Origin of the sequence: Rhodococcus sp. DMU1 (assembly GCF_012272955.1) — a bacterium.
GTDB lineage: Bacteria > Actinomycetota > Actinomycetes > Mycobacteriales > Mycobacteriaceae > Rhodococcus > Rhodococcus aetherivorans.
Genome location: NZ_CP050952.1, coordinates 1653785 through 1677570 on the forward strand (window position 1 = coordinate 1653785; position 23786 = coordinate 1677570).

General features: G+C 70.9%; 23 protein-coding genes. 12 read left to right on the top strand and 11 right to left on the bottom strand.

Features of this window, described 5'->3' with window-relative positions; all coding sequences use genetic code 11:
- Window positions 1-15: 15 nt before the first annotated feature.
- Window positions 16-1194, bottom strand: a complete 1179-nt coding sequence (locus HFP48_RS07855) for a DUF2786 domain-containing protein (protein WP_210432812.1) — start codon at window positions 1192-1194, stop codon at window positions 16-18.
- Window positions 1195-1236: 42 nt separating this feature from the next.
- Entirely contained in the window at window positions 1237-2784 is a 1548-nt protein-coding gene (gene metG / locus HFP48_RS07860; protein ID WP_006944915.1) for a methionine--tRNA ligase, read from the bottom strand.
- Between the two features lie 36 nt (window positions 2785-2820).
- Here metG and HFP48_RS07865 point away from each other — a divergent pair, with 36 nt between their 5' ends.
- A complete protein-coding gene (locus HFP48_RS07865) occupies window positions 2821-3651 on the top strand; it encodes a TatD family hydrolase (RefSeq protein WP_006944914.1) in 831 nt (276 codons plus the stop codon).
- A gap of 43 nt (window positions 3652-3694) precedes the next feature.
- Window positions 3695-4762 (top strand): maleylacetate reductase, encoded by a 1068-nt coding sequence (locus HFP48_RS07870; protein WP_050034774.1) that lies wholly within the window; start codon window positions 3695-3697, stop codon window positions 4760-4762.
- A 68-nt stretch (window positions 4763-4830) separates the two neighbouring features.
- On the opposite strand, the gene HFP48_RS07875 is transcribed toward HFP48_RS07870, so the two are convergent.
- Both HFP48_RS07875 and HFP48_RS07880 read right to left on the bottom strand, forming a co-directional pair.
- Entirely contained in the window at window positions 4831-5811 is a 981-nt protein-coding gene (locus HFP48_RS07875) for a pirin family protein (RefSeq protein WP_050034775.1), read from the bottom strand.
- Entirely contained in the window at window positions 5812-6321 is a 510-nt protein-coding gene (locus tag HFP48_RS07880; RefSeq protein WP_006944908.1) for a VOC family protein, read from the bottom strand. It abuts the gene before it with no gap.
- 208 nt (window positions 6322-6529) lie between these two features.
- Between HFP48_RS07880 and HFP48_RS07885 the strand changes: the two genes are divergently transcribed.
- Window positions 6530-6955: a DoxX family protein gene (locus HFP48_RS07885; protein WP_006944906.1), complete on the top strand. Its 426-nt coding sequence runs from the start codon at window positions 6530-6532 to the stop codon at window positions 6953-6955.
- A 40-nt stretch (window positions 6956-6995) separates the two neighbouring features.
- On the opposite strand, the gene HFP48_RS07890 is transcribed toward HFP48_RS07885, so the two are convergent.
- Both HFP48_RS07890 and HFP48_RS07895 read right to left on the bottom strand, forming a co-directional pair.
- Window positions 6996-7766 (bottom strand): amino acid ABC transporter ATP-binding protein, encoded by a 771-nt coding sequence (locus HFP48_RS07890; protein ID WP_006944900.1) that lies wholly within the window; start codon window positions 7764-7766, stop codon window positions 6996-6998.
- Window positions 7763-9163, bottom strand: coding sequence for an amino acid ABC transporter substrate-binding protein/permease (locus HFP48_RS07895; protein WP_231386008.1), 1401 nt, complete (start codon window positions 9161-9163; stop codon window positions 7763-7765). The genes HFP48_RS07890 and HFP48_RS07895 overlap by 4 nt, the downstream gene beginning before the upstream one ends.
- A 286-nt stretch (window positions 9164-9449) precedes the next feature.
- Between HFP48_RS07895 and HFP48_RS07900 the strand changes: the two genes are divergently transcribed.
- The 5 genes from HFP48_RS07900 (at window position 9450) to HFP48_RS07920 (ending at window position 13794) form a co-directional block, all read left to right on the top strand.
- Window positions 9450-10577, top strand: coding sequence for a resuscitation-promoting factor (locus HFP48_RS07900; protein ID WP_029542085.1), 1128 nt, complete (start codon window positions 9450-9452; stop codon window positions 10575-10577).
- Between the two features lie 12 nt (window positions 10578-10589).
- Window positions 10590-11717: a resuscitation-promoting factor gene (locus tag HFP48_RS07905; protein ID WP_029542088.1), complete on the top strand. Its 1128-nt coding sequence runs from the start codon at window positions 10590-10592 to the stop codon at window positions 11715-11717.
- 63 nt (window positions 11718-11780) lie between these two features.
- Window positions 11781-12671: a 16S rRNA (adenine(1518)-N(6)/adenine(1519)-N(6))-dimethyltransferase RsmA gene (rsmA, locus tag HFP48_RS07910; RefSeq protein ID WP_037201475.1), complete on the top strand. Its 891-nt coding sequence runs from the start codon at window positions 11781-11783 to the stop codon at window positions 12669-12671.
- A 267-nt stretch (window positions 12672-12938) separates the two neighbouring features.
- The gene (locus HFP48_RS07915) at window positions 12939-13145 is read left to right on the top strand and encodes a cold-shock protein (protein WP_003937832.1); all 207 of its coding nucleotides are present in this window, start codon (window positions 12939-12941) and stop codon (window positions 13143-13145) included.
- A 442-nt stretch (window positions 13146-13587) separates the two neighbouring features.
- Window positions 13588-13794 (top strand): cold-shock protein, encoded by a 207-nt coding sequence (locus HFP48_RS07920; protein WP_003937833.1) that lies wholly within the window; start codon window positions 13588-13590, stop codon window positions 13792-13794.
- An 81-nt stretch (window positions 13795-13875) separates the two neighbouring features.
- On the opposite strand, the gene HFP48_RS07925 is transcribed toward HFP48_RS07920, so the two are convergent.
- Window positions 13876-14865 carry a YafY family protein gene (locus tag HFP48_RS07925; protein ID WP_029542091.1) on the bottom strand — a complete coding sequence of 330 codons (990 nt, stop codon included), beginning with the start codon at window positions 14863-14865 and terminating at the stop codon, window positions 13876-13878.
- Between the two features lie 75 nt (window positions 14866-14940).
- Between HFP48_RS07925 and HFP48_RS07930 the strand changes: the two genes are divergently transcribed.
- Both HFP48_RS07930 and HFP48_RS07935 read left to right on the top strand, forming a co-directional pair.
- Window positions 14941-15867: a 4-(cytidine 5'-diphospho)-2-C-methyl-D-erythritol kinase gene (locus HFP48_RS07930; RefSeq protein WP_006938943.1), complete on the top strand. Its 927-nt coding sequence runs from the start codon at window positions 14941-14943 to the stop codon at window positions 15865-15867.
- A 23-nt stretch (window positions 15868-15890) separates the two neighbouring features.
- Window positions 15891-17690 carry an ABC-F family ATP-binding cassette domain-containing protein gene (locus HFP48_RS07935; RefSeq protein WP_043800361.1) on the top strand — a complete coding sequence of 600 codons (1800 nt, stop codon included), beginning with the start codon at window positions 15891-15893 and terminating at the stop codon, window positions 17688-17690.
- Between the two features lie 7 nt (window positions 17691-17697).
- Here the strand turns inward: HFP48_RS07935 and HFP48_RS07940 are convergent, their stop codons facing one another.
- Window positions 17698-18879, bottom strand: coding sequence for an NAD(P)/FAD-dependent oxidoreductase (locus HFP48_RS07940; protein WP_168579313.1), 1182 nt, complete (start codon window positions 18877-18879; stop codon window positions 17698-17700).
- A 52-nt stretch (window positions 18880-18931) separates the two neighbouring features.
- Between HFP48_RS07940 and HFP48_RS07945 the strand changes: the two genes are divergently transcribed.
- On the top strand, window positions 18932-19492 hold the full coding sequence (locus tag HFP48_RS07945; RefSeq protein ID WP_029542097.1) for a PadR family transcriptional regulator: 561 nt from the start codon (window positions 18932-18934) through the stop codon (window positions 19490-19492).
- A gap of 27 nt (window positions 19493-19519) precedes the next feature.
- On the opposite strand, the gene HFP48_RS07950 is transcribed toward HFP48_RS07945, so the two are convergent.
- Genes HFP48_RS07950 through HFP48_RS07960 form a run of 3 tightly spaced genes read right to left on the bottom strand, consistent with a single transcriptional unit; the run spans window position 19520 to window position 22979 of the window.
- Window positions 19520-20677: an acyl-CoA dehydrogenase family protein gene (locus tag HFP48_RS07950; RefSeq protein ID WP_006938938.1), complete on the bottom strand. Its 1158-nt coding sequence runs from the start codon at window positions 20675-20677 to the stop codon at window positions 19520-19522.
- Window positions 20674-21468 (bottom strand): enoyl-CoA hydratase-related protein, encoded by a 795-nt coding sequence (locus HFP48_RS07955; RefSeq protein ID WP_100057776.1) that lies wholly within the window; start codon window positions 21466-21468, stop codon window positions 20674-20676. Before HFP48_RS07955 ends, HFP48_RS07950 begins: the two co-directional genes overlap by 4 nt.
- Window positions 21465-22979, bottom strand: a complete 1515-nt coding sequence (locus HFP48_RS07960; RefSeq protein WP_161995077.1) for an acetyl-CoA acetyltransferase — start codon at window positions 22977-22979, stop codon at window positions 21465-21467. The genes HFP48_RS07955 and HFP48_RS07960 overlap by 4 nt, the downstream gene beginning before the upstream one ends.
- Window positions 22980-23080: 101 nt before the next feature.
- On the opposite strand from HFP48_RS07960, the gene HFP48_RS07965 reads away from it, so the two are divergent.
- Entirely contained in the window at window positions 23081-23710 is a 630-nt protein-coding gene (locus HFP48_RS07965) for a TetR/AcrR family transcriptional regulator (protein WP_029542101.1), read from the top strand.
- The last annotated feature ends 76 nt before the right edge of the window (window positions 23711-23786 follow it).

The window sequence follows — 23786 nt, forward strand, 5'->3', positions numbered from 1 at the left end:
CACGCGGCCGGCCCGCTACGGGGAACCGGGGGTGAGGAAGGCCGACTCGGCCGCGTCCCGGCCCGCGAACCACCCCTCGGCGTCGACGCTGCGTGTGCGCGTCGACCGGGTCGTCGGGAACAACCGGCGGAACTCCGAGTCCACGGCCTCGGAGCGACGGGCCAGCAACGGGGCGAGCTGCGTGACGGCCATGCTCGCGTCGGCCGCGGCGGCCGCGGTGGCGCGCACGTCGGCCTGCCGCAGCCGTTCGCCGATCCGGTATGCGAACCCCGCCAGGAAGGCGCGACGGAACGCCGTCGCCGCGCCGCCGGTGCGGCCCCCGGTCCCGGCCGCGCGCACGGCCCGGCTCGCCTGCACCGACAGCGACGTGAACAGCACCTCGACCTGCTGCAGGTCGACGTCGGCGCCGACGATCGTGGCGATCCCGACCTTGGTGAACCACACCGTGCGGGTGCGGTTCGCGTTCCCGATCGCGGTGAGCAGCAGCACCTTCTCCTTCGCGTACGGGTTGTCGACGTGCAGGCGGCGCCCCCGCGCGGCGCCCGTCTCGGCGCCGGTGAGCAGGGCCGCGCCGATCGCGTACCGGGTCATCAGCTCCTGCGCCTTGGCGGTGAGGGTCTCGGCCTCCTCCGGATAGTCCGTGGACTCGGCCTTCGCCAGGAGGCCGCGGATCCGTGCGAGCACCCTCGGGTCCGGGCACAGGGATTCGCCGGCCGCGGGGACCGGGCGCAACGGCGGCCACTGCGACGGCGGCGGCAGGAGAGGGGCGAACCGCGGCAGGTACTTCCAGGCGAACGCCAGCCCCATCACCTGGAAGCGGGACAGGCCGGGAAGCTCGCGCAGCAGTTCGACGCCGAGGTGGCGCACCGGTGCGTCGGGCGGAACCCGTTCGGCGATCCGCGCGGCACCGGGACAGCGCTCCGCGATCACACCGAGCTGCTGCACCCAGTCCATGGGCGCCCGGTCGGCCGCGTGGCTGCGCCGGGCGTCGTACAGCACCGCGGCGGCCGCCAGTGGGACGTCCGTGGCGTCGCCGGACCGGGCCGTCACGTGCAGCACGTCGGCGGGCTGCCAGCCGAGCTCGTAGGCGGCGCACAGTTCGTCGAGAAGTGGCCGGATGCCGAGGTGGAAGACCTCGTCGGATGCCCCGGACCCCGCCGGCGCCTGTCGAAAGTATGTTCTATCTCGCCCCATGCGCGGGAGTGTGCACGAGGCCACCGACAGGCGGCGGGATGCCTATTCGTACCGCGGGAACACCGGGGCCGGGGCCGGCAGCGGGGTGCCCGGGGCGAGGCGTGTGGCGATGTCCGCGAACTGCCGCGCCTGCGGGTCCTGGCCCACCAGGTCGAGGATCTTCGCGGCCGAATCGGGCATCACCGGCTGCACGAGCAGGCCGACGATCCGCACGACCTCGAGCGTCACGTACAGCACCGTCGCCATCCGGGCCGGATCCGTCTTGCGCAGCACCCACGGTGCCTGCGCGGAGAAGTACCGGTTCGTCTCGCCGAGCACGTGCCAGATCGTCTCCAGTGCGAGGTGCAGTGCCTGCACGTCGAACTCGGCCCGGACCTTCTCGAGCAGGGCGTCGGCCTGCGCGAGCAGCGCGCGGTCGTCCTCGGTGAAGTCGCCGGGGGTCGGCACCACGCCGTCGAGATTCTTGGCGACCATCGTCAGCGAGCGCTGCGCCAGGTTGCCGAGTTCGTTCGCCAGGTCCGCGTTGACGCGGGTCACGATCGCCTCGTGGCTGTAGCTGCCGTCCTGGCCGTAGGAGATCTCCCGCAGCAGGAAGAAGCGCAGCGGATCGAGACCGTACTGTTCGACCATCTCGAGCGGGTCGACGACGTTGCCGACCGACTTGGACATCTTCTCGCCCTTGTTGAACAGGAAGCCGTGCACGAACACCCGCTCGGGCAGCTCGATTCCGGCCGACATCAGGAACGCCGGCCAGTACACGGTGTGGAACCGGGTGATGTCCTTGCCGATGATGTGCAGGTTCGCGGGCCAGTAGCGGCGGAACGACTCCGCCTCGGTGTCGGGGAAGCCCGCGCCCGTCAGGTAGTTGGTGAGCGCGTCCACCCACACGTACATCACGTGCTCGGGGTGGTCCGGCACCGGCACGCCCCAGTCGAAGGTGGTGCGGGAGATCGACAGATCCTTCAGCCCGCCGGAGACGAAGCTGACGATCTCGTTGCGCCGGGTGGCGGGGGCGATGAAGTCCGGTCGCTCCTCGTACAGCTTCAGCAGCTTGTCCTGATACGCCGAGAGCCGGAAGAAGTACGTCGACTCCTCCGTCCACTCCACCGGGGTGCCCGACTCGGTGGCGATGCGCGAACCGTCCTCGAGCACCGTCGTCTCGGCTTCGGCGTAGAACGCCTCGTCGCGCACCGAGTACCAGCCCGAGTAGGTGTCGAGGTAGATGTCGCCGTTGTCGGCCATGCGCTGCCAGATGGCCTTGCTCGCCTCGCGGTGATCGGCGTCCGTGGTACGGATGAACCGGTCGAAGGAGATGTTCAGCGACTTGTCCATGGCCTCGAACACCCCGGAGTTGCGGGCCGCGAGGTCCCGCACGTCCAGGCCTTCCTTCGCCGCCGTCTGCTGCATCTTCAGGCCGTGCTCGTCGGTGCCGGTCAGGAAGAACACGTCGAAGCCGTCGAGGCGCTTGAACCGGGCGATCGCGTCCGAGGAGATGTACTCGTAGGCGTGGCCGATGTGCGGGGCGCCGTTCGGGTAAGCGATCGCGGTCGTCAGGTAGAACGGCGGGCGGGAGGCGGCAGGAACAGTCATGGTGCGTCCACTTTATAGGTAGATAGTGTATGGGCCGTGAGCCGAACCCGCCCCGCGCCCGAGCCTCCGCAGCCGCTCTCGCCTCTCGTCGATGCCCACACGCACCTCGACGCGTGCGGCGCGCACGACGCCGAGTCGGTGGCGGCGATCCTCGACCGGGCGGCCGCGGTCGGGGTCGGACGGGTCGTCACCGTCGCCGACGACATCGTCGCCGCCCGCTTCGCCGTGGACGCCGCGCACTGGGACGAGCGGGTCTACGCCGCCGTGGCGATCCACCCCACCCGGGCGAACGCGCTCGACGACGCCACCCGGGCCGAGATCGAGAAGCTCGCCGCCGACCCGCGCGTGGTCGCGGTGGGGGAGACCGGCCTGGACCTGTACTGGCCCGGCAAGCTCGACGGCTGCGCCGACCCGATCGAGCAGGAGGACGCCTTCCGCTGGCACATCGACCTGGCCAAACGGCTCGGCAAGACCCTCATGGTCCACAACCGCGACGCCGACGCCGAGTTGCTGCGCGTGCTGCACGACGAAGGTGCGCCGGAGACGGTGATCTTCCACTGCTTCTCGTCGGACGCGGACATGGCGCGGGCCTGCGTCGACGCCGGTTACCTGCTCAGCTTCTCCGGGACGGTGAGTTTCAAGAACGCCGCGGCGCTGCGTGCCGCGGCCCCGCTGGTGCCGCTCGAGCAGGTGCTGGTGGAGACGGACGCTCCGTTCCTGACGCCCCATCCGTTCCGCGGCGCGCCCAACGAGTCGTACTGCCTGCCGTACACGGTGCGGGCGCTGGCGGAGGTGCGCGGCGCGGACCCGGCCGAGCTGGCCGCCGCGACCACCGCGAACGCCGAACGGGTGTACGGACTTTCGTAACGGTGTCGCCGTTCCGAGGCGGCCGGCCCGTGCGGCCGGGACAATGGACGGCATGCACAGCTTCGTCTACAACGCTCAGCCGTCACGGGTGGTGTTCGGGCCGGGAACCGCGGCGCGGGTCGCCGACGAGGTGCGCCGCCTCGACCGCTCCCGGGTTCTCCTGCTCGGTGGTGAGCACGTCCGTCCGCAGGTGGAACTCGTCGAGAAGGCCCTCGGTGGGCTGCAGGTCGCCCGGTTCGACGGCGCCGTCATGCACACGCCGGTGGCGGTCACCGAGAAGGTGCTGGGCCTGGTCTCCGAACACGACATCGATGCCGTCGTCGCCGTGGGCGGGGGGTCGACGACGGGACTGTCGAAGGCGATCGCGGTGCGCACCGGCGTGGACCAGGTGATCCTGCCGACCACCTACGCCGGATCCGAGGTCACTCCCGTCCTCGGGGAAACCGCGGACGGTGTGAAGACCACGCACTCGTCGCCGGCCATCCTGCCCGAGACCGTCATCTACGACGTCGAGTTCACCCTGTCGATGCCGATCCCGATGGCGGTGACCAGTGCGATCAACGCGATGGCGCATGCCGTGGAGGCGTTGTACGCCGAGCATGCCAACCCGATCGTCGACACGCTGGCGCTCGAGGCCATCCGCGCGATCGCCCGGGGCGTGCCGGTCCTCGGCGCCGACGCCGCGGACCGGGAGGGCCGCTCGGATCTGCTGCTCGCGGCGTGGCTGGCCGGCACGTGCCTGAGCGCGGTGGGAATGGGCTTGCACCACAAGCTGTGTCATGTCCTGGGCGGCAGTTTCGACCTGCCGCACGCGCCGACGCACACCGTGGTGCTACCGCATGTGATGGCGTTCAACGCGCCGTCGGTGCCGACCGTGATGAGCCGCATTGCCGACGCCCTCGGCACCCCCACGGCCCCGGCCGGGGTCTTCGACCTGGTGGCGGCGGCGGGCGGCCCGACGACGCTCGCCGAACTGGGGATGTCCGAGGGCGACCTCGACGAGGCGGCGCACCTGGCCACCGAGCGGCAGTACCCCAACCCGCGGGAGGTGACCCGGGTCGGGGTGCGGCGCCTGCTCGGGGACGCCTATGCCGGAGTCCGCCCCGAGTGACGGTGCGCGCTCGGTGTGTGCCCTCGGTGTGTGCTCACTCGGTGTGTGCTCACTCGGTGTGTGCTCACTCAGGGGGCGGTCGGGGGGTTGCGGCGCGGCCGGATCTGCGCGTTCGGCAGCGCCGGCGCGGGTAGCCGTGTCACCTTCCCGGTGTAGCCCTCGACCCGCCCGAAGCGTTCCCCCTCGCGCTGCCACTCGTCCCGGAACGCGACGATCTCGTCGTGGCTACGGCCCACGAAGTTCCACCACATGACGATCTCCTCGCCGAACGGCGTACCGCCGAGCAGGACGGCCCGCGCGGGTTCGTCGGTGAGATTGGTCAGGGGGAGCGTGGGGACTCCGGTGCCGACGTAGCCGAGCGCGGAGCGGGCGAGGACGGTGCCGGCGAGGCGGACGCTGCCGGTGTCGACGAGCAGACCGTGCTCGAACTCGGGATCGACGGCCAGTTCGACGGTCGCGCCCGGGTCGAGGGTGATCTCGGCGCCGAGCAGCGGGGTGAAGGTGTGCACGGGCGACGCGGACCCGGCGAGGGAGCCGAGGAACACGCTCACGGTCGCGCCCTCGATCCGGACGGGTTCGGGGGCATAGTGCTGGAAGTCGCGGGGTGCGCCGCGGTGCGCGTCGGGCAGGGCCACCCACAATTGGACGCCGTGCAGGACCGTCGTGGCCGGCGTGGAGACCTCCGAGTGGGCGATGCCGTGGCCGCCGGTCATGAGGTTCAGTTCGCCGGGGCGGACGAACGCGTGCTTGCCGAGGCTGTCGCGGTGCTCGATCTCGCCGGCGAACAGCCAGCTCACCGTCTGCAGGCCGGTGTGCGGGTGCGGCGCGACGTCCATTCCGCCGGTGGCGGCGACGTCGTCGGGCCCGTAGTGGTCGGCGAAGCACCAGGCCCCGATGAGGGACCGGGCGCGCTGCGGCAGGGTGCGGCGGACCGGCATCGCGCGCGGGCCGCCGAGCGGCACCTCGCGGGAGGTGATGATCTGCACACGGGTGGGGGCGGGCTCGGTTTCGCAGCGGATCTCGGTGGGCTCGGCGTCGACGTTGCTCATCTAGAGGACCTTGTTTCCGTACATCTCGCCGAGGGGGTCGGCGATGAGTTCGATGCGGGCGCCGTCGGGGTCGCGGAAGTACAGCGAGACCTCGCTGTGCTCGACGAGCTCGACGCCGGCGTCGGTCAGCTTGGTGCGCAGGCGTTCCCACCTGCCGGGCTCGACGCTGATCGCGATGTGGTGCAGGCCGCCGAGGACCTCCCGGTAGGGCCCGACGTCGAGTCCGGGGAAGTCGAAGAACGCCAGCAGGTTTCCGTTGCCGATGTCGAAGAAGAAGTGCGAGGAACCGGGGTAGTCACGGTTCTCGATCAGTTCGGTGAGAGGGAATTCGAGCACGTCCTGGTAGAAGCGCACGGTGCGTTCGACGTCGCTGCTGACGAGCGCGGTGTGGTGCAGCCCGCGGGCCGACGACGCGGGTCGCTCGTCGACCGGCCGGAGGTAACGGCTGCGCAGTTCCTCCCGCAGCGTCGCGGATCGGCGGCTGCGCTCCTCTTCCACGCTGATTGCCACGATAGTGCTCCTTCGGCCGGTGAATGCCCCTTCGACGAGGAGCATACTCCACATTGTTGATTAATCAACTACTTTTCGGCCCCCGACCTTCCGGCAGCCGGGGCGCTCGGGCACCCCAAGGTTGAACCTTCAACCTTGCGCAGCTACCGTGGACGCGGCTTCGATCGAAGGACGAGCCCCCCACCGCCCGCACCGAAAGGTCATCTCCATGAACAACCCCGTCCTGCGCAACGTCGGGCTGCTCGTCGCCCGAGTGGTCATCGGCATCGTCTTCCTGGCCCACGGCCTGCAGAAGATCAACCAGGGATACTCCGCCACCAAGGCCGGATTCGAGGGCATGGACGTGCCCGTGCCCGCGCTGTCCGCCTTCTACGCCACCTGGGTGGAAACGCTCGGTGGCATCGCTCTCATCATCGGCCTGCTCGTGCCGATCTTCGGCGTCCTGCTGCTGATCAACATGCTCGGCGCGTTCTTCGTCGTCCACATCGGCAACGGCATCTACGTCACCGACGGCGGATGGGAACTCGTCGGGGCCCTCGGCGCGGGTGCGCTGGTGCTCGCCGTCGTCGGCGCCGGCGCCTACAGCGTCGACGCCCTGCTCGCCCGCCGGGTGCGGTTCCTGCAGACCGCGTAGCCGTGGGTGAGGACCGGCGCCCGGGAACCGGGCGCCGGCCTCAGAGCACCTTCGCGAGGAAGTCGCGGGTCCGTTCCTGGCGGGGGCTCCCGAACAGTTCCTTCGGCGTGCCCTCCTCGAGGACGTACCCGTCGGCCATGAACAGCACCCGGTCGGCGACCTCCCGGGCGAAGCCCATCTCGTGCGTGACCACGACCATGGTCATGCCCTCGGCCGCCAGGTCGCGCAGCACCTGCAGCACCTCGCCCACCATCTCCGGGTCGAGGGCGCTGGTCGCCTCGTCGAACAGCATGATGTCCGGATTCATGGCCAGCGCCCGTGCGATCGCGACGCGCTGCTTCTGCCCGCCGGACAGGTTGGCCGGCTTCGCGTCGGCCTTCTCGCTCAGCCCCACCCGGTCGAGCAGGGCGAGCCCCCGCGTCCGTGCCTCCTCCTTGGTCGCCCGCTTCGTCAGCACCGGCGCGAGCACGATGTTCTCGAGGGCCGTCATGTGCGGGAAGAGATTGAAGTGCTGGAACACCATCCCGATGTGGCGGCGCACCCGGTCGATGTCGATCTTCCGGTCGGCGAGGTCGAACCCGTGCACCACCACCGAACCGGCGCTGATGTCCTCGAGCCGGTTCAAGCATCGCAGGAACGTCGACTTGCCCGAACCGGAGGGGCCGATCACGCACACCACCTCGCCGGCGAGGATGTCCACATCGATGCCCTTGAGCACCTCGTTCTCGCCGAACGACTTCTTCAGGCCGCGCACGCGGATCTTCACCTCGCGACCGTCCTCGAGCGGCTGGGCCGCGGCTGCCTCGGTCAACGGTTGATCCTCTTCTCGAGTCGGTCCGACAATTTGGTCAGCGCCATGATGACGACGAAGTAGATCACCCCGATGATCAGCCACATCTGGAACGACTGGAAGTTGCGGGCGATGATGATCCGCCCGGTCTGGGTGAGCTCGGCGATGCCGATCACCGACAGGATCGAGGTGTCCTTCAGCGTGATCACGAACTGATTGATGTACGACGGGATCATGGTGCGCACCGCCTGGGGCATGACCACCTTGCGCATCGCGGGCAGGTAGCCGATGCCGAGGCTGCGGGCGGCCTCCATCTGCCCCTTGTCCACGGACAGGATGCCGCCACGCACGATCTCGGCCATGTACGCGCCCGCGTTGAGCGAGAGCGTGATGATGCCCGCGGTGAACGCCGACATCTGGAATCCGGCCGCGGCCGGGATGCCGAAATAGATGAAGAAGGCCTGCACCAGCAGCGGGGTGCCGCGGAAGACGTCGACGTAGGCGGTGCCGATCCCGCGCAGGACGATGTTGCGTGAGACCCGCATGAGGCCGAACAGCGCACCGAGCACCAGCGCGATCGCGATCGAGACGACCGACAGCACGAGGGTCAGCCACAGCCCCTCGAGCAGCAGTTGCCAGGTGCTGCGGAGCAGGCCGGGGATGGAGTTGTCGGCCTGCACGGCGCCCTCGCCGAGGTAACTCTCCACGATCTCGTCGTAGCGGCCGTTGTCCCGCAGATTCTGCAGGCCCGCGTTGAACGCGGTGAGCAGCTCGGGATTGCGGCCCTTGTTCACCGCGAACCCGTAGTTCGCACCGGCCTCCTTCTCCGTGACCGTCTTCAGCCCGTTGCCCTGGGCGATGCCGTACGCCAGCACCGGGTAGTCGTCGAAGACCGCGACCGAGTTCCCGGTGCGGACCTCGTCGTACATGCTCGCCGAGTCGGCGAAGTAGACCGTGGTGAACCCGTACTCGCCCTTGATGGACTCGGCGAACGCGGCGCCCTCGGTGCCGTTCTTGACCGCGACGCGCTTGCCTGCCAGATCGGCGTACGACGCGACCTCGTCGTTGCCGGCGAGGACCGCCATCTGCACGCCGGACTCGAAGTAGGGATCCGAGAAGTCGAAGACCTGCTTGCGCTCCTCCGTGATCGACATGCCCGCGATCACGCCGTCGGCCTGGTCCGCCTGCACCGCCTGCAGGGCGGCATCGAAGCCCAGCGGACGAACCTCCACGGTGAAGCCCTGGTCCTCCGCGATCTCCCGGATCAGGTCCATGTCGATGCCGACGAAGTCGCCCTGCTCGTTCTGGAATTCGAAGGGTGCAAAGGTCACGTCGGTGGCGATGACGTAGGTGCGGCCGGCGGCGGGGGACTGCGCCAGGGCCGCCGGGGTGGCAGCGAGCAGCAGCGCGCCGAGCATGCCGAGCAGAGTCAGCAGCGCCGCACTCCGCCGCGCCGGAGGACGGTGAATTCGGTCACCCAAAGTAATCCCACCTCTGTAATTCGCGCGTCGTGCGGCACGTTTTCCCGAGCGTCGAATCGACGCTAGCCCGCACCTTCGGTCGCGGCCCGGCTATTGATCGAAAATTACGAATCGTCACCTGTCTCGTTACCGAGAAACTGCAGGTAGAAATGGTGCAGTTGCCGTATCAATGCCGATTCGTTACCGTGCCGTGATCGAAGTTGTCGACAGTGCAGGAATAGCCGTGTCACCTTTCACCAAGATCAACCGAGCGAAATCGCCCACGCTGTACGTGGTCGTCGCCGCACTCTTCCTCACCCTTGCGGCCGGCGGCGTCGCCGCCCTGATTCAGCACAAGGAACTCACCCTCGACGTGGACGGTGAGCGGATCGCGCTCAGCACCATGAGCTCCGAGGTCGGCGACGTTCTCGCCGGCGCCGGCTACCCCGTCGGCGAGCACGACGTGGTGGCCCCGGCCGTCGATGCCGAGGTGTCGGACGGGGACACGGTGGTGCTGCGGCGGGCGCGTGAGGTGCAGCTGAGCGTCGACGGTGCCGAGCGCACGGTGTGGACGACGGCGACGACGGTGGACGAGGCGCTGGCGCAGTTCGAGCTGGCGGCGGATGTGTACACCTCGGCGTCGCGGTCGCACCGGTTGCCGCTCGAGGGTGCCGAGCTCGACGTGGTGAGCCCGAAGACGGTGCGGTTGCTCGACGGCGGTGCGCCGGCGGTTCAGGTGCGGATGGCGGCGCCGACGGTCGGGGAGTTCCTGGCCGCGCACGGGGTGGCGCTCGAGCAGGCCGATTCGGTGGTGCCGGCGGTCGATGCGGCGCTGACCGACGGCCTCGAGATCCGCATCACCCGCGACCGCATCGAAACCCGCATCGAGAACCAGCCGGTCCCCGCGCCCGAGCAGCGCGTCGACGACCCGAACATGACCGAGGGTGAGACCGCGCTCGACAACCCGGGCGCTCCCGGTGAGCGCACCGTGACCCTCGACGTGCACACGATCGACGGCGTCGAGGTCGGCCGCACCGAGAAGGCCTCGACCACCGTCCGGGAGCCGGCTCCTGCGATCGTCCGCGTCGGCACCAAGCCGAAGCCGGCCGTGCCCGCCTCCGGACGCTCCTCCACCTGGGACGCCCTCGCGCAGTGCGAGGCCACCGGCAACTGGGCCATCAACACCGGCAACGGCTTCTACGGCGGTCTGCAGTTCACCCAGCAGACCTGGGCCGCGTTCGGCGGCACCCAGTACGCGCCGCGCGCCGACCTGGCCAGCCGCGAGCAGCAGATCGCCGTCGCCGAGAAGGTCCAGGCCGCGCAGGGCTGGGGAGCCTGGCCGGCGTGCACCAGCAAGATGGGACTGCGGTAAGAAGTACGGCTTGTGTCCCCACTGACGAAGATCAACAACTCGCGCTCCGTGCTGTTGTACGCCGTCGTCGCGGCGCTCCTGGCCACCCTGGTGGCCGGCGCCGCGACGGCGCTCGCCCGGCACAAGACCGTGACGATCGACGTCGACGGGGACCGGCTCACCCTGGGCACCATGGGCACCGACGTCCGAGCCGTCCTCGCCCACGCCGGCCATCCCGTCGGCGAGCGCGACGTGGTGGCCCCGGCCGTCGATGCCGAGGTGTCGGACGGGGACACGGTGGTGCTGCGGCGGGCGCGTGAGGTGCAGCTGAGCGTCGACGGTGCCGAGCGCACGGTGTGGACGACGGCGACGACGGTGGACGAGGCGCTGGCGCAGTTCGAGCTGGCGGCGGATGTGTACACCTCGGCGTCGCGGTCGCACCGGTTGCCGCTCGAGGGTGCCGAGCTCGACGTGGTGAGCCCGAAGACGGTGCGGTTGCTCGACGGCGGTGCGCCGGCGGTTCAGGTGCGGATGGCGGCGCCGACGGTCGGGGAGTTCCTGGCCGCGCACGGGGTGGCGCTCGAGCAGGCCGATTCGGTGGTGCCGGCGGTCGATGCGGCGCTGACCGACGGCCTCGAGATCCGCGTCACCCGCCAGCGCACGGTCCGGGTCACCGAGACTCAGCCGCTCGCGCCTCCGGAGCAGCGCATCGAGGATCCCACCATGAACATGAGCCGGACGGTCGTCGAGAACCCCGGCGTGCCCGGCGTGCACGACGTCACCTTCGCCGTCACCACCGTCGACGGCGTCGAGACCACCCGCGAACAGATCGACGCCGTCGTCACCACCCCGGCGCAGCCGCGCATCGTGCGCGTGGGCGCCAAGCCGGGAACCGAGGTGCCGCCCGTCGAGAACGGCGACGCCTGGGACGCCCTCGCGCAGTGCGAAGCCACCGGCGACTGGGCCGTCAACACCGGCAACGGCTACTACGGCGGCCTGCAGTTCGACCAGAGCACCTGGGAGCGCCAGGGCGGCCTGAAGTATGCGCCCCGTGCCGACCTCGCCACCCGGGAAGAACAGATCGCCGTCGCGAGCCGGATGCAGCGCGCCCAGGGCTGGGGAGCGTGGCCGTCCTGCTCGTCCCGCATCGGCGTGCGTTAGGTTCGGCACGTGCCAGACCACTCACCCGGCGACCCCGGCTCGACCCCCCGCGACGGTTCCGACGTGACCGCCCGCGACGGTTCCGACGTGACCGCTCGCGGTCGTGCCGCCCTGCTCGGTCCCGCCGAGGTGCGCGCCCTCGCGGAGGAGTTCGGGGTCCGGCCGACCAAACAACTCGGCCAGAACTTCGTGCACGACGCCAACACGGTGCGCCGCATCGTCTCGGTCGCCGGCGTGGGCCGCGACGACGTGGTGCTCGAGGTCGGCCCGGGCCTCGGCTCGCTGACGCTCGCCCTGCTCGACGTCGTCGACCGCGTCGTCGCCGTGGAGATCGATCCCAGGCTCGCCGAGCGCCTGCCCGCGACGGTCGCCGACCGCGCGCCCGACCTCGCCGGGCGGCTCGACGTCGTCCTGAAGGACGCCATGCGGGTGTATCCGGCCGACCTGCCGGCCACCCCGACGGCGCTCGTCGCGAACCTGCCCTACAACGTCGCGGTGCCCGTGCTGCTGCACTTGTTCGCCGAATTCGACTCGCTGCGCACGGCTCTGGTGATGGTGCAGGCCGAGGTGGCCGATCGGCTCGCCGCCGAACCCGGGAGCCGCGTGTACGGCGTGCCCAGTGTCAAGGCCGGCTTCTTCGGCCACGTCCGTCGCGCCGGGTCGGTGGGCCGGGCCGTCTTCTGGCCGGTGCCCCAGGTGGAATCCGGGCTGGTGCGCATCGACCGCTACGCCGAGCCGCCGTGGCCCACGGACGAGGGGCACCGCCGCAGGGTATTCGCCGTCGTCGATGCCGCATTCGCGCAGCGCCGCAAGACGCTGCGGGCAGCGCTGAGCGGCTGGGCCGGTTCGGCCGCGGAGGCCGAGCGACGCCTGCTCGCCGCCGGGATCGATCCGTCGACGCGGGGGGAGAAGCTGGACGCCGCTGCCTTCGTGCGGATCGCCGCCGCGCAGTGACGGCGCCGGGCAGGGCCGGCACACGGTGACGGCGCCGGGCAGGTCGGTTCCGTCGCAGCGCTTGGCAGGCGGGCGGATCTGTGCTCTACTGGTACACGGTCGTTAGGTAGTGTGTTCGTGGTTTACCCCTCGCACATTTCTAGTTGCGAGCGGATGCGAAATTCCCACGGAATCCTTCTCAGCCGTCGAGTGACAGGCCCGGACGACGTCGTGTCGTTCGACGAAAGATGAAGGCCGCACGGCTTTCCGAGATGTATGAGGTTGAAAATGGTTGAAGGTACCGTGAAGTGGTTCAACGGCGAAAAGGGCTTCGGCTTCATTGCCCCCGCCGACGGCTCCGCGGACGTCTTCGTGCACTTCTCCGAGATCCAGGGTCGCGGCTTCCGCACCCTCGAGGAGAACCAGCGCGTGAGCTTCGAGGTCGGCCAGGGTCAGAAGGGCCCGCAGGCCACCGGCGTCACCGTCATCGGCTGACGTAGGTCGAACGCTCGCTGCGCGTTCCCCGGGCAGGTGCCTTCTCCGACGGCCTCGTGAGGTCGTCGTGGAAGTGCCGCCGTGAGAGGTGCATCCGAGCAGTGAAGAGGGGCCGGTCCGCAGGGACCGGCCCCTCTTCGTGTCGGTGGGCCGGCGTCGTCGTATCCGGGCGTCGGCGTCGTGTCCTGCGAAAACGTTTCGGCACAACGCTGTTTCGTGGCAGTTCCGGCTATATCACTGGCGGTGCGGGCGCCGATGTGATCTACTTGCACTCGGTCGTTAGGTAGTGTTCGTGGTTCACCCCTCGCGCATTTCTGGTCGCGAGCGGATGCGATAGCCCACACGGAATCGTTTTCTACCGTCGAGTGACAGACCCGAGCGGCGATGTGTCGCTCGACGAGTGGGGAAGCCTGGTGCTTCCCGAATCTTCTTAGGAATGAACATGGTTGAAGGTACCGTGAAGTGGTTCAACGGCGAAAAGGGCTTCGGCTTCATTGCCCCCGCCGACGGCTCCGCGGACGTCTTCGTGCACTTCTCCGAGATCCAGGGCGGCGGCTTCCGCACCCTCGAGGAGAACCAGCGCGTGAGCTTCGAGGTCGGCCAGGGTCAGAAGGGCCCGCAGGCCACCGGCGTCACCGTCATCGGCTGACACACCCGCCTCACCGGCCGGATGTCACACGAGTTCGGTTCGATCGAATACGTGTGACATCCGGTCATCGCACGCGCCGGCTCAGTCGCTCACAGCGACGGAGCCGGCGCGTTCGTATCGCCGGGCCAGCAGCTCGTGGCGCCGTCCCGCGTGCAGGCACGCGTCCCGCAGTTCCGGCGGATCCAGCACGGTGAAGTCGACGTCGAACGCCGCGAGCCAGCCCGCGATCGACCCGAGCGACGTGCCGCCGAGCGCCACCGCGCAATGGTCGTCGTCGACCGGTTCGAGGGTGCCCCACTGCTCGTCGACCATGGGCACGATCGACTCGAACGGCGCGTGCAGCAGCACCCGGGCCCGGACCCGGACCGACCCGCGCGCGATGCCCCGGGCCACGAACTCCGCGGCCCCGCCGGGCGGCAGCCCGCGTGTGGTGAACCGCGGACCGGTGGGGATCTTCGGTTCCATCCGGTCGACGCGGAACGACCGCCAGTCCTGCCGGTGCAGATCCCACGCCACCAGATACCACCGTGCCCCGGAGCGCACCAGCCGGTACGGCTCCACCTCCCGCCGCGAGAATCCGCCGTCGTGCGTGCGGTAGTCGAAGCGCAGCCGCTCGTGTGCGTGGCACACCGAGGCGACGGCGGACAGCAGGCCCGCGTCGACCGCGGACGCGGCCGGAGCCTGCTCGACCACGTCCACCCGCAGCGCCTCGAGCCGGTGCCGCAACCGCGACGGCATCACCTGCCGCAGCTTGGCCAGGGCGCGGCCCGAGGCCTCCCCGATGCCCGTCACCGAGCCGGTCGCGCCGGACTGCAGCGCGACCGCCACCGCGACGACCTCCTCGTCGTCGAGCAGCAGCGGCGGCATCTCCGCACCCGCGCCGAGGCGGTACCCGCCGCCGACCCCGACGGTCGCGTCCACCGGGTAGCCGAGGTCGCGAAGCCTGTCGACGTCGCGGCGCACCGTGCGGGTGGTGATCTGCAGGCGCTCGGCGAGCTCGGTGCCGGACCAGTCCCGCCGGGTCTGGAGCAGCGACAGCAGGCGCAGCAGGCGAGCGGACGTTTCGCGCATGGCCCGAGCATGCCAGTGAACGAGGACAGCCGTCGTCCGCAATCGGTTCCGCGCGGGTGCGTAAGCTGTATATCCGTGCTGTCCGTCGTTCCGAGCCCCGTCACCGTGCGGGCGCCGTCCAAGGTGAATCTGCACCTCGCCGTCGGTGACCTGCGCGACGACGGATACCACGAGCTGCGCACGGTCTTCCACGCGCTGTCGCTGAGCGACGAGGTGTCCGTCGCCCGCGCCGACACGCTGAGCCTGCGGGTACGCGGTGCCGACGCCGCGGCCGTCCCCACCGACGCCGGCAACCTCGCGTGGCGGGCGGCGGCCCTGCTCGCCGAGCGCGCCGGACGCGCACCCGAGGTCGCCATCACGATCGACAAGGGCATTCCCGTCGCGGGTGGCATGGCCGGCGGCAGCACCGATGCCGCCGCCACGCTCGTCGCCCTCGACGCCCTGTGGGGGCTCGGTCTCACCCGCGACGACCTCGACGAGTTCGCCGCCGAACTGGGCAGCGACGTCCCGTTCTGCCTGCACGGCGGCACCGCCATCGGCACCGGGCGCGGCGAGCGCCTGGTGCCCGTGCTCTCCCGCGGCACGTTCCACTGGGTGCTGGCCCTCGCCAAGGGCGGCCTGTCCACCCCGGTGGTGTTCCGCGAGCTGGACCGGCTCCGGGCCGAGGGCTCCCCGCCCCGGGTCGGCGGACTCGACAGTCTGCTGCAGGCGCTTGCCGCCGGCGATCCACACGCGCTGGCGCCGCTGCTGGGCAACGACCTGCAGGCCGCTGCCCTGTCGCTCGAGCCCGCGCTGCGGCGCACCCTGCGCGCGGGCGTGGAGGCCGGGGCCCTGGCGGGCATCGTCTCCGGGTCCGGACCCACATGCGCGTTCCTGTGCGCCGACGCCGCCGCGGCGGTGACGGTGAGCGCCGAGCTGGCCGGTGCCGGCGTGTGCCGGACGGTGCGCGTGGCCTCCGGGCCGGTCCCGGGCGCGCGCGTCGTCGACAACTCCCACCACTGATCTCTCGGAAGGCATTGCTCCGCGTGGCGAATCTGATCAACCTCGAACAGGTCTCGAAGTCCTTCGGCATCAAGCCGCTGCTGGACTCGGTGTCCCTCGGCGTGCAGGAAGGTGAACGCATCGGCGTCGTCGGCCTCAACGGCGGCGGCAAGACCACCCTGCTCGAGGTCCTCACCGGCCTCGAGGAGCCCGACTCGGGCCGGGTCAGCCGGGTGGGCGGGCTGCGCATGGCGGTCGTCACCCAGCGCGGTGTTCTGCCGCCCGGGTCCACGGTCGGGCAGGTCGTGCTCGGGCCGTTGGGTGTCGCCGAGCACGAGTGGGCCGGCGACGCCCGGATCCGTTCCGTCCTCGCGGGCATCGGCGTCGACCGGCTCGGCCTCGACGCGCTCGTCGACGGTCTCTCCGGCGGCGAGCGACGGCGCGTCGCGCTCGCGGCCGCGCTCGTGCAGGACCTCGACCTGCTCGTGCTGGACGAACCCACCAACCACCTCGACGTCGAGGGCGTGCAGTGGCTCGCCGAGCACCTGCTCGCCCGGCGCAGCGCCCTCGTCGTCGTCACCCACGACCGGTGGTTCCTCGACACCGTCGCGACCCGCACGTGGGAGGTCGTGAACGGGCAGGTGGAGAGCTACGAGGGCGGCTACAACGACTGGATCTTCGCCCGCGCCGAGCGGGCCCGGCAGGCCGATGCGATGGAGGAACGGCGCCGCAACCTCGCGCGCAAGGAACTGGCGTGGCTGCGGCGCGGGGCTCCGGCGCGCACCTCGAAGCCGCGCTACCGCATCGAGGCGGCGGAGTCGCTGATCGCGAACGTGCCGCCGCCGCGGGACACGGTGGCGCTGGCGTCGTTCGCCAAACGGCGCCTCGGCCGGGTGGTCATCGAACTCGAGGACGCGACGCTGACCACCCCCGACGGCCGGGAATTGGTGCACGACCTCACGTGGCGGCTCGGCCCGGGCGAGCGGATCGGCCTGGTCGGGGTCAACGGATCGGGGAAGACGACGCTGCTGCGCACCCTCGCCGGGGAACTCGAACCGGCGTCGGGTCGTCGCATCCAGGGCAAGACCGTCGAGATCGGTTGGCTGCGACAGGAACTCGACGACCTGCCCACCGACCTGCGGGTGCTCGACGCGGTCAAGGACGTGGCTGAGCGGATCACCCTGGGGGACAAGGAGATCTCGGCCGGCCAGCTCGCCGAACGGCTCGGCTTCACCCCGGCGCGGCAGCGCACCCCGGTCGGCGACCTCTCCGGCGGCGAGCGCCGACGGCTGCAGCTGACCCGGGTGCTCATGGCCGAGCCGAACGTGCTGCTGCTCGACGAGCCCACCAACGACCTGGACATCGACACCCTGCAGCAGCTCGAGGACCTGCTGGACGGCTGGGCGGGCACCATGGTGGTCATCTCCCACGACCGCTACCTGATCGAGCGGATCTGCGACTCGACGTGGGCGCTGTTCGGCGACGGCAGGCTCACCAACCTCCCGGGCGGGATCGACGAGTACCTGCGCCGGCGCGCGGCGCTGGGCGACGGGGACATCCCGTCGTCGGCCTCCACCGTGGCAAAGGCGTCGACTCCGGACCAGATTGCGGCGCAACCGAAGCGCGACGGTGCGGCCGAGCGCGCCGCCCGCAAGGAACTGGCACGGCTCGAGCGGAGCGTGGCGAAGCTGACCGAGCGCGAGGAGAAGCTGCACCACGACCTCGCCGACGCGGCCACCGACCCCGATCGCCTGCAGAAGCTCGACGCCGAGCTGCGCAGCGTGGTCGCGGAGAAGGAGGCCGCCGAGGAGCAGTGGATGGAGCTGGCGGGAGAACTGGAATAGGGACCGGTTACCGGACTGTCTCCGGGACGCGATAGTCGTAGATCCAGCGCTGGTTGTCCCGACGGGACGCAGCGCGCAGGATCACCGGCAGGGCCGCGTCGCGCAGCATCCGGCGGACCGGGCCCACGGACTTGTAGCTGCCGTTGCGCCTGCCCTGCTCCACGATTCGCTCGACCCGGCCGCGGCGCAGGCGCTCGTAGGCCGCGAGCGCGTCGGCGGTGCCGGGGACGTCGCGCAGGCACCGGGCGAGCACGAGGGCGTCCTCGACGGCCATGGATGCACCCTGTCCCGACGACGGCGAGGCGGCGTGCGCCGCGTCGCCGACGAGCACCATACGGTCGGTGCGCCAGGTGGGGACGGTGGGCAGGTCGTAGGTGCTCCATCCGCGGACGATCTCCTCGGTGGCATCGACGATCCGCAGCGCAGGACCGGCGTCGGCGGCGAGGAGGGTGCGCAGTTCGTCGCGCCACCGATCCGGGGTGAGCGCGGCGAGGTCCCCGGGGGCCGGTTCGGTGCGCCGGCCCGGGTTGGCGAACCACCACACGTCACCGTCGGGGTGGGCGAGGTACCCGAAGAAGCACCGCGCGCCGAAGACGAAGTGCGCCGTGCCCGGCTCCACGTCGAGCCGCAGGCCCTTCGCGAACCCGCCGGTGTTGAGGAGGCCGAGGTAGCGGGGCTCGTGGGCGTGGGGGTCGAGGACCGCGCGCGTGCGGGAGTGCAGCCCGTCCGCCCCGATCAGCAGGTGCGCTTCGGCCGACGTGCCGTCGGTGAAGTCGGCCCGCACACCGTCGCCGCAGGGACGGGCGTCGGCCAGGCGTTTGCCGTATTCGATTCGCACGCCACGACGCAGAGCCTCGTCGCGGAGCACTCGATAGAGGTCGGCGCGCCGGAGGGTGCGGCTTGTCGCGCCGAACGAGGTCACGCCGCCGTTGTCGAACTCGGCCAGCAGTTTCCCGGTGCCACTGCAGATGCGCATCCGGCGGGTCTCCATGCCGAAGCCGGCAAGGTCGAGGTCGAGCAGGTGCAGCGCCTCGAGGCCGTTGGTGGCGACGGTGAGGAACGCGCCCACGCCGTCCGCCATCCGGTCGTGCCCTTCGTAGACGACGGGGTGGAGTCCCGCCTGCTGAAGCGCCATTGCCGTGACCGGTCCGGCGATGCCCGCTCCGATGATCGCTACGGTCTTAGTCATACTTACACTATACATAAAATGACCATGACGGACGGGTGGATATGCTCCACCGATGGCCACACCGCGCAGATCGGTCCTCGCCATGGCGTTGTTGTCGATGCTCTCCGAGGAACCCATGCACGCCTACCGGATCCAGCAGCTGATCAAGGAGCGGCACAAGGACGACGTCGTCAACGTCGCGCAGCGCAACAGCGTCTATCAGACACTGGACAGGCTGCTGCGCGACGGCCTGATCGAAGTGCAGGCCACCGAGCGGGCCGAGAACCGCCCCGAGCGCACCACCTACCGGCTCACCGAGCCGGGGCGCATGATCCTGCGGCAATGGCTGACGACGATGCTCGCCGAACCGGCACGCGAATTCCCGGAATTCCCGGCCGCTCTGGCATTTCTGCCCAGTCTCACCCCCGACGAGGCGGCCGCAGCATTGCGGGCGCGCGTCGCGGCGCTCGAGCGGAACCTGGAGGCGCTGGCCGCCGGCCTGGCGGACGCGGCCGCGTTCCTGCCGCGGTTGTTCGTCGTCGAGGACGAGTACCGGCGGGCCGTGCTGGCAGCCGAGCTCGGCTACGTGCGCGCGCTCACCGACGACATCGCCGCGGGCCGCCTGCGCTGGTGAGCGCGCGGGCGACCCGCCCCGAGCCGCCTACAATCCCAGCAGCTTGCTGATGATCTCGTTCATGATCTCGGTGGTGCCGCCGCCGATGCCGAGAACGCGGGCATCGCGGAAGTGGCGTTCGACCTCGCTCTCGCGCATGCAGCCGAGGCCGCCGAAGAGCTGCACCGACTCCATCACCGCGTGGTCGCACACCCGGACGGCGAAGTTCTTCGCCATCGACGTCTCGAGCAGCATCGCCTCGCCGTTCACCCAGCGTTCGGCGACGGAGCGGCAAAAGGTGTGGGCCGCAGCGATCTCGGTTGCCGTCTCCGCGAGCCGGTGGCGCACCACCTGACGGCTCGACAGGGGCCGGCCGAACGTCTCGCGCGAACGGACCCACTCCACCGCCAGGTCGTAGCAACGCCGCGCGGTGGCGACGGCCTGGAACGCGAGCGAGAGCCGCTCGCCCTGGAACTGCTGCGCGATCTGTGCGAACCCGCTGTTCTCCTCGCCGATCAGGTTCGCGACGGGCACCCGCACGTCGTCGTAGAACAGCTCGGCGGTGTCCGAGCACAGCCAGCCCATCTTGTCGAGCTTGCGCGAGACCGTGAATCCCGGTGTGCCGGTGGGCACGACGATCAGCGAGATGCCCCCGGCTCCCGCCGCACCCGTGCGGACGGCGGTGGTGACGAAATCGGCGCGCGTGCCGGAGGTGATGTACAGTTTGGCGCCGTTGATCACGTACTCGTCGCCGTCGCGGCGGGCGGTGGTCCGGATGCCCGCGACGTCGGAACCCCCGCCCGGCTCGGTGATACCCAGCGAGCCGATCATCCGGCCCTCGAGGGCGGGCCGGGCGAACCGCTCGATCAGGTCCCGGTTCCCGGACGCGACGATGTGCGGGGTGGCGATGCCGTGGCTGAACAACGCGGAGATCAGGCCGGACGAGCCGCCCGCGAGGATGATCTCCTCGAGGATCGCGAGCATGTCGAGCGGGTTGCCGCCGGAACCGCCGTGCTCCTCGGCGACCGAGGCGCCGAGCAGCCCGGCGTCGGCCGCCGTGCGGTGCAGCTCGGGCGGGACGGCGCCCTCGCGCTCCCAGGTGTCGAGGTGCGGGAGGATCTCCTTGCGGGTGAAGTCGGCGGCGAGCCGGCGCAGCGCGGCCCGCTCGGGGGTGTCCCAGGTTTCCCTGTTCAACGTCGTGGTCATCGTCCGCTCCAGACGGGTGTGCGCTTCTCCATGAAGGCCATGACGCCCTCGAGGGTGTCGGCGCTGGTGGTCAGTCGGGCCAGGGCGGCGTCGGTCGCGGCCCACGCCTGTTCCTCGGACGGGACGATGCCGTCGACGATCCCGCGCGCGATCGTCTTGCTCGCCTGCACGGCCAGGGGTGCGCCGGCGGCGACGAGGTCGGCGAGTTCGAGCGCGGTGGTGAGGAGGTCGGTCCGCGGAACGACGCGGTTGACCAGACCCCAGCGCAGCGCGTCGGCCGCGGCCATCGGCTTGCCGGTGAGCACGAGCTCCATCGCGACGGCCCGCGGGAGGGCTTCGACGATCCGGAACACGCCGCCGGCGCCGGCGATGAGGCCGCGGTGGACCTCGGGCAGCCCGAATTCGGCGGTGTCGGCGGCGACGACGAGGTCGCTCGCGAGGGCGAGCTCGGTACCGCCGCCGAGGGCGGTGCCGTTGACCGCCGCGACGACCGGCTTGGTGATGTGGTGCCTGACCACGCCGGCGAAGCCCCAGTGCGCGGTCTCGGGCGGGGTCACCCCACCCGGGCCGGCGGTGCCGAGCGCCTTGAGATCGGCGCCGCCGCAGAACACGCTGTCCCCGGCGCCGGTGAGGACGACGACGCGTACGTCCGGATCCTTGTCGGCGCGTTCCCACGCCTCGCCGAGGCCGGTGTGCACGTCGGCGTTGATGCTGTTGGCGGCCTTGGGCCGGTTGATGGTGACGAGCAACGTGTGGCCGCGCTGCTCGACCAGGACGACGGGCTCGGTCATGCGGGGGTCTCCTCGGGGACGGGGTCGGTCAGGGTGACGGTGAGGGCGCCACCGCGGTCGACGACGTGGACGGTGTGGCCGGCGAGGTCGGGACCGCCGGCGAGCACCGCCGCGCCCGCCGCATCGGTGTAGCCGGAGACCCGGCGGCCGTCGGGGGTGGTGCCCACCAGGAACCCGATCGCCGGGTGGCCGTCGCGCCCGTATTCTGCGGTGGCCGTGTGGATCTCGACCTCTCCGGTGTAGTCGGCGGCGAACTCGGGTGCGGTGGCGGTCAGCACGCGGGGCTCGGGGTCGCCGACGTACCCGCGGGTGTGCGGGGCGGCGGCGAGCACGACGGTGTGCTGGTAGGTCAGGTAGCCGCCGTTGCCGTGGACGAGGGCGATCTCGGCGTCGGTGCGCAGCCGGCGCGTGACGGCGACGAACGAGTGCAGCGTGTAGCTGTTGAGCGGTCCGCCGAAGAACGAGTGGCCGCCGGTGACGCTCGGGACGGTCTCGCGGGGCAGGCCGAGGTGCTCGATGAGCAACTTCGGCACCACGGGGAAGCAGCTGTAGGCGTCCACGATGTCGAGGTCGGCCGGCCGGAGATCGGTGCGTTCGAGGGTGCGGGCGAGGGCGTCGGCCAGCGCCGCGGACCGGCCGAAGTCGGCGCGGGCGAGGATGTCGGCCGGCTCGGTCGCGCCTGCACCGCCCCACACGTACACGATCCGGTCCTCGGCGACGCCGAGCTCGCGGGCGGTCGCGAGGGAGGTGACGACGACGGCGGCCGCCTGGTCGACGAACGGCATCGCGTTGAGCAGCAGCGGGTACGGGGCGGTGACCATCCGGTTGCGGGGGCCGACGGCGGTGATGTCCTCGGCGGTGCGCAGGTCCGGGTTCCAGGCGGCGGGGTTGCGGCCGGCGATCTCCGAGAACGCGGCGTACAGCTGGGCGGACCAGGCCAGCGACTCGTCGCGGGAGTGACCGAGTTCGTGGCTGAGCCGGGTCTCGAACAGCGGGTAGACGCGCGTGGGTGCGATCATCCCGGCGCGCTGCATGGCGGGGCTGCCGAGGTCGTCGGGGTCGAACGCCGGCGGCCCGCCGGGGTCGGTGGTCCAGCCGAGCGTGGCCGGGTCGGTGCCGGTCTTCGTCGCGGCGGTGACCGAGGCCTGGGACTCGCCGCCGACGAGCAGCGCGACACCCGCGGCGCTGGTGGCGATCTCGTGGGCGATCCGGTCGAGCAGGGCGGCCGGCCAGTGCCCGCCGATGGGGCTGGTGTGGGTGCGGACCGCTGCGGCGCCGAGACGCGCGGCGAGCAGGGCGGGCAGGTCGTCGTACGCCCAGCTCGCGGTCTTGACGGCGTACACGGAGTCGATGCGCTGGGCGAGTCCGTCGGCACCGGAGTCGGCGAGGGCGGCCACGGCGGCCTCGTGGATCAGGTCGAGCGGTTCGCGGGGGTCGGCGGGGGCGCCGGCGCGTCCGGAGCGCAGGTCGCCGACGCCGACGACGACGGGTACCCGGGCAGGGTCGGTCATGGCGGTCCTCCGGGGGAGTTGTCCTGGGATCGGTCACCCGCACACTAATACGGACTGATTCAGTCTGTAAATGGGGTGGGGTGTCTGGCACACTGCAGACCGTGACCGAGCCGACCGTCCGTCGCCGGGGCCGACCCCGCGACGCCGACCTCGAGGACCGCGTCTACGACGCGGTGATCGAGGTCTACTCCGAGACCAGCTGGCGCGGCTTCACCATCGACGCGGTCGGCAGGCGCGCCCGGGTGGGCCGCGCGGCGCTGTACCGGCGCTGGGCCACCAAGGACGAGTTGCTCGTGCAGGCCCTCGAGGCGCGTAGCCCGCTGCCGGTGCCGATCGACACCGGATCGTTGCGCTCGGACCTGGTCGAGCTCGTCACCCAGCTGCTGCGCGGCTACCGCACCACGCCCGGGCTGGTGAGCCTGCGCGTCGCGCTCGACGCCCGCGTGCACCCGGACCTGCTGGCCAACCTGACCACCACGCTCAACCGGAGCCGCCTCGTCGCGGCCCGCACCATCGTGCTGCGGGCGGTCGAGCGGGGCGAGCTGCCCCCGGCGGTCTCGGTGACCCTGCTGCTCGAGATGGTCACCGGCGCGGCGCTCAGTCACGTGCTGTTCTCCCTCGCCGACCCGGGATCGGCGGCGGACGACGACGCCTATGCCCGCACGCTCGTCGACGCCGCGATCCGGGCGCTGGTCGCGGAACGGGAACACGATCCAGGTGCCGTGACCTAACTGCAATCGAATTGCCCGGCGAGCCGCCGAAATCGATACCCTCCGAGGGTGATCCCGGCTAGCCTGGCTGACAGGT

Bases quoted from the DNA above. Each gene is read 5' to 3' on its own strand.
- HFP48_RS07940 (WP_168579313.1), bottom strand. From the start codon at position 18,879: ATGACTAAGACCGTAGCGATCATCGGAGCGGGCATCGCCGGACCGGTC.
- HFP48_RS07920 (WP_003937833.1), top strand. From the start codon at position 13,588: ATGGTTGAAGGTACCGTGAAGTGGTTCAACGGCGAAAAGGGCTTCGGC.
- HFP48_RS07885 (WP_006944906.1), top strand. From the start codon at position 6,530: ATGAACAACCCCGTCCTGCGCAACGTCGGGCTGCTCGTCGCCCGAGTG.
- HFP48_RS07960 (WP_161995077.1), bottom strand. From the start codon at position 22,979: ATGACCGACCCTGCCCGGGTACCCGTCGTCGTCGGCGTCGGCGACCTG.
- HFP48_RS07870 (WP_050034774.1), top strand. From the start codon at position 3,695: ATGGACGGCATGCACAGCTTCGTCTACAACGCTCAGCCGTCACGGGTG.
- HFP48_RS07945 (WP_029542097.1), top strand. From the start codon at position 18,932: ATGGCCACACCGCGCAGATCGGTCCTCGCCATGGCGTTGTTGTCGATG.
- HFP48_RS07955 (WP_100057776.1), bottom strand. From the start codon at position 21,468: ATGACCGAGCCCGTCGTCCTGGTCGAGCAGCGCGGCCACACGTTGCTC.
- HFP48_RS07915 (WP_003937832.1), top strand. From the start codon at position 12,939: ATGGTTGAAGGTACCGTGAAGTGGTTCAACGGCGAAAAGGGCTTCGGC.
- HFP48_RS07895 (WP_231386008.1), bottom strand. From the start codon at position 9,163: ATGCTCGGCGCGCTGCTGCTCGCTGCCACCCCGGCGGCCCTGGCGCAG.
- HFP48_RS07950 (WP_006938938.1), bottom strand. From the start codon at position 20,677: ATGACCACGACGTTGAACAGGGAAACCTGGGACACCCCCGAGCGGGCC.
- HFP48_RS07875 (WP_050034775.1), bottom strand. From the start codon at position 5,811: ATGAGCAACGTCGACGCCGAGCCCACCGAGATCCGCTGCGAAACCGAG.
- HFP48_RS07925 (WP_029542091.1), bottom strand. From the start codon at position 14,865: ATGCGCGAAACGTCCGCTCGCCTGCTGCGCCTGCTGTCGCTGCTCCAG.
- metG (WP_006944915.1), bottom strand. From the start codon at position 2,784: ATGACTGTTCCTGCCGCCTCCCGCCCGCCGTTCTACCTGACGACCGCG.
- HFP48_RS07855 (WP_210432812.1), bottom strand. From the start codon at position 1,194: ATGGGGCGAGATAGAACATACTTTCGACAGGCGCCGGCGGGGTCCGGG.